We start from the raw sequence: 6513 nt of genomic DNA, 5'->3' as shown, positions 1-6513 counted from the left end.
AAAGATTACAAAAACAGAGTGCGATTCCATTGACCTAGAATAGAGCTTCTTTACAGAAGACTCAAAATTCCTAGAAAGGAGGTGATCCAGCCGCAGGTTCCCCTACGGCTACCTTGTTACGACTTAACCCCAATCATCGCACAAGCCTTGGCAGGCTGCCCCCTTGCGGTTAGCCCACCTGCTTCTGGCTTATGCAACTTTCGTGGTTTGACGGGCGGTGTGTACAAGGCCCGGGAACGTATTCACCGCAGCCTGATGATCTGCGATTACTAGAGATTCCAACTTCATGTGGTCGAGTTGCAGACCACAATCCGAACTGAGACCATGTTTTTGCGTTTGGCTCCACCTCTCGGCTTAGCTTCGCTTTGTCTTGGCCATTGTAGTACGTGTGTAGCCCTGGATGTAAGGGCCATGAGGACTTGACGTCATCCCCACCTTCCTCCGGTTTATCACCGGCAGTACCCCTATAGTTGCCAACTTAATGATGCCAAATAAGGGAAAGGGTTGCGCTCGTTGCGGGACTTAACCCAACATCTCACGACACGAGCTGACGACAGCCATGCAGCACCTGTATCCGTGTGTATTGCTACTATTACGCATCTCTGCGCTTTTCACGGTATGTCAAACCCAGGTAAGGTTCTTCGCGTTGCTTCGAATTAAACCACATACTCCACCTCTTGTGCGGGCCCCCGTCAATTCCTTTGAGTTTTAGTCTTGCGACCGTACTCCCCAGGCGGATAACTTAGCGCGTGGGCTACGGTACTGGAGGGGTCAACTCCCCCAACACCTAGTTATCATCGTTTACGGCGTGGACTACCAGGGTATCTAATCCTGTTTGCTCCCCACGCTTTCGTTCCTCAGCGTCAGTATTCGGCCAGGTGGTCGCCTTCGCCTCCGGTGTTCCTGCTGATCTCTACGGATGTCACTCCTACACCAGCAATTCCACCACCCTCTCCGAAACTCAAGAAACACAGTCTCAAATGCACGTCCCAGGTTAAGCCTGGGGATTTCACACTTGACTTGCATTCCCGCCTACGAACCCTTTACGCCCAGTAATTCCGAACAACGCTCGCACCCTTCGTATTACCGCGGCTGCTGGCACGAAGTTTGCCGGTGCTTCTTCTTTTGGTACCATCAAATTACTGCTTTATTAAAACAATAACCCTTCTTCCCAACCGAAAGAGCTTTACAACCCGAAGGCCTTCTTCACTCACGCGGCGTTGCTGCGTCAGGGTTTCCCCCATTGCGCAATATTCCCCACTGCTGCCTCCCGTAGGAGTCTGGGCCGTGTCTCAGTCCCAGTGTGGCTGATCGTCCTCTCAGACCAGCTATCCATCTTCGCCTTGGTGGGCCGTTACCCCGCCAACTAGCTAATGGAACATGGGCTCATCTTTCGGCTGCCGGCCTTGCGGTCCCGGCATTTCCAGCATCGCTGCTGCTTACGCGGTCTTAGCTACAGTTTCCCGTAGTTATCCCCCTCCAAAAGGCAGATTCCCATGCATTACTCACCCGTGCGCCACTAAGGTATTGCTACCTCCGTTCGACTTGCATGTGTTAGGCACGCCGCCAGCGTTCGTTCTGAGCCAGGATCAAACTCTTAGCTCTAATTTACTTACAGATAAGTATTTCTACCCATCCGCTTTTTTTACTATCTTGACGGTTCTTTTTACGGAACCTGATTTCTTTCCATTTCCTCTCGCGAGAAAATCTACTTAAAACCATGGAACCGCACTCTGTTTTTGCTTTCTTCTCTTGTCAAATAACTTACCTTTGATTGGTGGCGGGGACAGGACTTGAACCTGCGGCCTTCGGGTTATGAGCCCGACGAGATACCAACTTCTCCACCCCGCGTCGTAATCAGTGGTGAAAGGGTTTCTACATGTCGATGGCGGTACTGTCAAGTAACTTCAACTATTTTTTAATAAAATAATATATAAAGAAAACTTATTTATAAAAAAAAAGGATCCTTTCTAAAATAAAGAAAGGATCCGATCAAAATAGTTAAAAATCACTTCTGAAAAAATGAAACTTAGCTAATGTTTAAAAGAATGAATTAAGCATTCTTAACAACATTATGTAATTTTTGGCGTAAAAAATTTGGAAGAGCAAAGGCGCTTTTGTGAATGTCTACATTGTAATATTTAGAAGCCTTTTCAATAGCATGCGCTCTTTCAAGATCTATTTTATTGAAAGGATGCTGAACATCACTTGCAAAGCCCCAAGACCAAAAACCATATGGGTAAGAAGGAATGGAGCCAACCATAGAGTACACAGATGAAAAAGCTTCTGTTAAATTTCCATACACTTTTGCAAGATCAAATTTATTTTCCCAAGGTGATTCGCATTGTGCCATAACAATGCCGCCAGGAGTTAAAATTCTTTTTACTTCTTTATAAAATTCACCAGAAAATAGACCTACACCAGGCCCAATAGGATCAGTAGAGTCTACAATAACAATATCGAACTGAGCAGATGCGCTTTTTTTAACAAAATCGACTCCATCTCCAATATGCACTTTTGCCCTTGGGTGATTTAAACCAAAAGCGAGCGCAGGAAAAAATTGTCTTGCCGCTTCCACAACTTCACCATCAATCTCACATAGAACTGCTTCTTCAACACAATCGTGTCTTAAAACTTCTCTTAGAGTTCCACCATCTCCACCTCCAATAACTAAAACACGCTTAGGATTAGGATGAACAAGGAGAGGTACATGTGAAATCATTTCGTGATAAACAAATTCATCTCTATCAGAACACATCATAAGGCCATCTAAAGTAAGAACTCTACCAAATCCAGTAGATTCAAAAACATCTACTCTTTGAAAAGGACTTTGACTTGAATGTAGTACTTTTTTAACATGTAAACCAAACGAAACTTCATCATTGTGACGCTCTTGGTACCAAAGATCTAATGGAGAAGTGTTGTCAGATTCAGATTCAAGCGTGTATGGTATTTTTTTAGAAAACATTTATATTTCCTTTTGATGTTAAGGGCGAGGATCCAATAAAGAGTCCTTTGCTAATGCAAATAGCACCAATGAAGCAACGAGTCCACGAAAATGAACCAACGCAAGTTAACAAAAAAAAAGGTATATGCAAAAAATTTATCAGTTGGGAGTAGCGATAAAAGTTCAGAGTCAGCCCCTATCAAAGACACACAAGTGATAAAAACCTCTCAATTTTTATCAAATACAAAAATCACGATTATTGGTGGCGGCGGGATTGCAGCAACCGAACTCCCGAAACTAGCAAGAGAACTTCGCAGACAAGGAGCTGAGGTTCAATTTTGTATTACTGAAAATTGTCTAAAATTTATAGGAATTGAAAGTTTACGTTGGGCTAGTAACAATGAAGTTATTATAAATCCCTCTGGTCTTGCAGAACACATATGCACTTCCGATGCTCTTGTTATTTCTCCTGCAACAGCCGATCTTATTTCTAAAACAAGTAATGGAATTTGTTCTGATGGTGCCACAACTCTAATTCAAAGCGCTTTAGGTATGAATAAAACAATTATTTATTGCCCGACCATGCATGAAAGCCTTTCATTTTCTCCAATTATAGAAGAAAATAAAGAAAAATTAAAAAAAATGGATGGAGTTTTTTTTACAAATCCACGCATCGAGGAAGGAAAAGAAAAACTTCCTTTGCCAAATATACTAGCTATTAATATTTGTCATATCATTAACAAAAGAAAATATTATTCAAATAAAATTAGAAAAGTATTATTAACAATTGGTGGCACAAGAGCCATGATAGACCCTGTGCGCTGTGTAACAAATTTATCAACAGGATCTTTAGGAATAGAAGTGGCAAAAACGTTTTATGCTATGGGAATTGAGACCACTGTTTTAACTGCAAATACAAATAAAGAAGTTCCTGAATACGATCAAAGTAAAATATTTCATCTTCCTAATTACAATGAAATGTATGATTATTTAAAAGAAATAAACCATAATAAATATGATGGAATATTGCATTTAGTTGCAGGTTCCGATTTCACTCCAAAAAGTATTTCAAATTCAAAAATTTCAAGTAAAGAAGAAACTCTAAGAATAGATCTCGTAAGAGCAAAAAAAATACTAGATATTGATGACCTTTCTAAAATTCCATTCAAAGCAGCTGCTAAGTTAACATCTGGAAGTGAAATAGAAGGATTAGAAATCGCAAAAAAAATGTTAATAAATAAAAAACTAAATGCCGTTTTGCATAGCACGTCAGATTCTGCATGGAATAAAGAAAAAGAACATCATGGGACAATCCTAAAAAATACAAATGGACACATAGAAGAAACATGTGTAAATGGAAAAAAAGAAATGGCAGTTCAGTTTTATTTATCATTTAAAGATTTTTCTGATAATAAAAATGAATAATTTGTCTTAATGTATTATTTCAAAAAGTATTGTTTGACTTAAAAATCTAGGAACAAAACTATGTCTCAAACTCAAAAAAAAACAATTGAACCCCTAAAAAAAGAACCGGCACATGTTTTAAGAGGTATTTACACTTGGACAAATATAGTTATTTTAAGTGTATTTTATTCTTCTACAATTATTTTGTTATTTCCATTTGTTTATCCATTTGACAAAGAAAGACATTTTCTTCACAAACTTGCAAGCCTATGGGCAATATCTATTGGTAAATTTAATCCTTGGTGGATATTTAATATTATAGGTAAAGAAAACCTTGTAAATAAAGATGAGGTAGTTATCTATGTTGCCAATCATCAAAGCCAGGCTGATATCTTAGCACTTTTTATGCTTTCCACAAGATTTAGATGGTTATCAAAAGCATCCTTATTTAAAATTCCCATCTTTGGATGGGGAATGACAGCTGTCGGATATGTACCCGTTGATAGAAGTAGCAAAGCAAGTAGTGAAAAAAGCATTAAATTATCAATACGACATTTGAAAAAAGGCACGCCAATGATATTTTTCCCTGAAGGAACCCGAAGCAAAACAGGTGCATTAGGTGAATTTAAAATGGGTGCATTTCGACTAGCAAAATCTCTAAATATTGCAATAGTTCCAATCACGGTTGACGGCTGCGCAGACATGCTACCTAAAGGATCAATTTGGCCTAAAGTAACTCAAGTAACAATAACTGTTCATCCTAAAATTGATTCGAATAATTTAACGGCTTCAGAACTTATGTTAAAAGCTAAAGAAGCAATTTCATCAAAATTAAAATAGGGATTTATAAAATTTATGTTTATAAAGAAAATAATTTTTCTATTATTACCTGCTTCTATCATTTCGGGATGCCAATCTTATACTCAAGAAAACCAAAAGATCAGGCAAGTTCTTTATTCAGGGAAATTTGCGGAAGCAACCGCTCAATTGGATGAAAGTTCTCTTGCTACTGAGTCAAGAAATTATGCTTTATTTACAATGGAAAAAGGCATGCTACTTTATTTGCAAGGTGATTATACAAAAGCAATTAATCAATGGCAAAAATCGGACCGAAAATTAGATGATTTATATACGACTAGTATTTCAAAAACAACAGCAAGCTTTATAGTTAATGACTCTATGTCTGATTATACTGGTGAAGCACATGAGCGATTTTTAATTCCTATTTTTTCTTCCGTTGCTTTTTTTGCAAATAACGATCAAAATAATTCTCTTGTTATGGTTCGAAGAACAAATGACATAAAAAAAGCACTGGATAACGATAATGAAGGTGTAAATTTATTTAAATATGATGCCTTCTCAAATTATTTTTCTGGTATGGTTTTTGAAACAAAAGGGGAATGGGATAATGCAATTATCTCATACAAGAATGCACTAAATAATATTAAAAATAGCTCTTTAAAATCTGCTGAAACACAAATTTCAAAAGACCTTGCTCGTCTTGCTGAATTTAGAAACAGGAACGATATATTAAATGAATTAAAAAAGAATAATCCTAATCTTACATGGCAAAAACAATCTGAATTATTAAAACAAGGTGAAGTTTATATTATTTATGAATCAGGAAATTCACCTGTTAAAACACCAAAAGAGATTCTTTTTCCAACGGATAAAACAGTAGTAAGAGTGTCGTTTCCTGAGTATAAAGATATTCCTTATAAAAATAGATCTTCAGAAGTTTTTATTGGACAAAAATCATTTGGCAAGACAATTATAATGGAAGATATAGGAAAAATGGCGAAACAAGCTTTAGAAGACAGAAGAGTTCGAGACATAGCGAAAATCGCAGCTCGTGTTATTGCCAAAGATCTTGCTGCACGTAAGCTAGGCGAAGAAAGTCCACTAGCAGGTCTTGCTGCAAATGTTTTTAGTGTTGCAACCGAAACTGCAGATACAAGAAGCTGGACTACATTACCAGATACAATACAGGTTTTAAGAGTTCCAATAATAGCAAATAAAGAAACAGCTATTTCCATTAAACCTGAATTTGGAAGCACTATTTCTTATAATGTAAAACTCTCTCCAGGTGAAAAAAAGCTAATCCGATTTAGAACATTTAATTAATAAAATTAAAAATAAGTCAAAATTAAGGTAAAAAAAAT

The 6513-nt window shown here is 37.7% G+C and carries 4 protein-coding genes, 1 tRNA gene and 1 other annotated feature (1 of these 6 only partly in view); of the genes, 3 read left to right on the top strand and 2 right to left on the bottom strand.

Annotated features, from left to right (window positions below):
• Positions 1 to 1605: a sequence feature (most likely nonfunctional fraction of RNA operon), on the bottom strand (it extends 2886 nt beyond the left edge of the window).
• A gap of 170 nt (positions 1606 to 1775) precedes the next feature.
• A tRNA-Met gene (locus tag GCL60_RS16340) sits at positions 1776 to 1851 on the bottom strand.
• A gap of 202 nt (positions 1852 to 2053) precedes the next feature.
• The gene (speE, locus tag GCL60_RS16335) at positions 2054 to 2968 is read right to left on the bottom strand and encodes a polyamine aminopropyltransferase (RefSeq protein ID WP_153421749.1); all 915 of its coding nucleotides are present in this window, start codon (positions 2966 to 2968) and stop codon (positions 2054 to 2056) included.
• 90 nt (positions 2969 to 3058) lie between these two features.
• On the opposite strand from speE, the gene GCL60_RS16330 reads away from it, so the two are divergent.
• Genes GCL60_RS16330 through GCL60_RS16320 form a run of 3 tightly spaced genes read left to right on the top strand, consistent with a single transcriptional unit; the run spans position 3059 to position 6475 of the window.
• Positions 3059 to 4372 (top strand): phosphopantothenoylcysteine decarboxylase domain-containing protein, encoded by a 1314-nt coding sequence (locus GCL60_RS16330; RefSeq protein WP_153421748.1) that lies wholly within the window; start codon positions 3059 to 3061, stop codon positions 4370 to 4372.
• Between the two features lie 60 nt (positions 4373 to 4432).
• Positions 4433 to 5191, top strand: a complete 759-nt coding sequence (locus tag GCL60_RS16325) for a lysophospholipid acyltransferase family protein (RefSeq protein WP_153421747.1) — start codon at positions 4433 to 4435, stop codon at positions 5189 to 5191.
• Between the two features lie 15 nt (positions 5192 to 5206).
• Positions 5207 to 6475 carry a COG3014 family protein gene (locus GCL60_RS16320; protein WP_153421746.1) on the top strand — a complete coding sequence of 423 codons (1269 nt, stop codon included), beginning with the start codon at positions 5207 to 5209 and terminating at the stop codon, positions 6473 to 6475.
• Positions 6476 to 6513: the final 38 nt, after the last annotated feature.

This window comes from Silvanigrella paludirubra (genome assembly GCF_009208775.1).
In the GTDB taxonomy this organism is placed as follows: Bacteria; Bdellovibrionota_B; Oligoflexia; order Silvanigrellales; family Silvanigrellaceae; genus Silvanigrella; species Silvanigrella paludirubra.
Note: the sequence above shows the minus strand (reverse complement) of the source record. Positions and strands in the feature narration are given on the sequence as shown.

Coding starts and splice junctions, on each gene's coding strand:
- speE (WP_153421749.1), bottom strand. CDS start 2,968: ATGTTTTCTAAAAAAATACCATACACGCTTGAATCTGAATCTGACAAC.
- GCL60_RS16330 (WP_153421748.1), top strand. CDS start 3,059: ATGAACCAACGCAAGTTAACAAAAAAAAAGGTATATGCAAAAAATTTA.
- GCL60_RS16325 (WP_153421747.1), top strand. CDS start 4,433: ATGTCTCAAACTCAAAAAAAAACAATTGAACCCCTAAAAAAAGAACCG.
- GCL60_RS16320 (WP_153421746.1), top strand. CDS start 5,207: ATGTTTATAAAGAAAATAATTTTTCTATTATTACCTGCTTCTATCATT.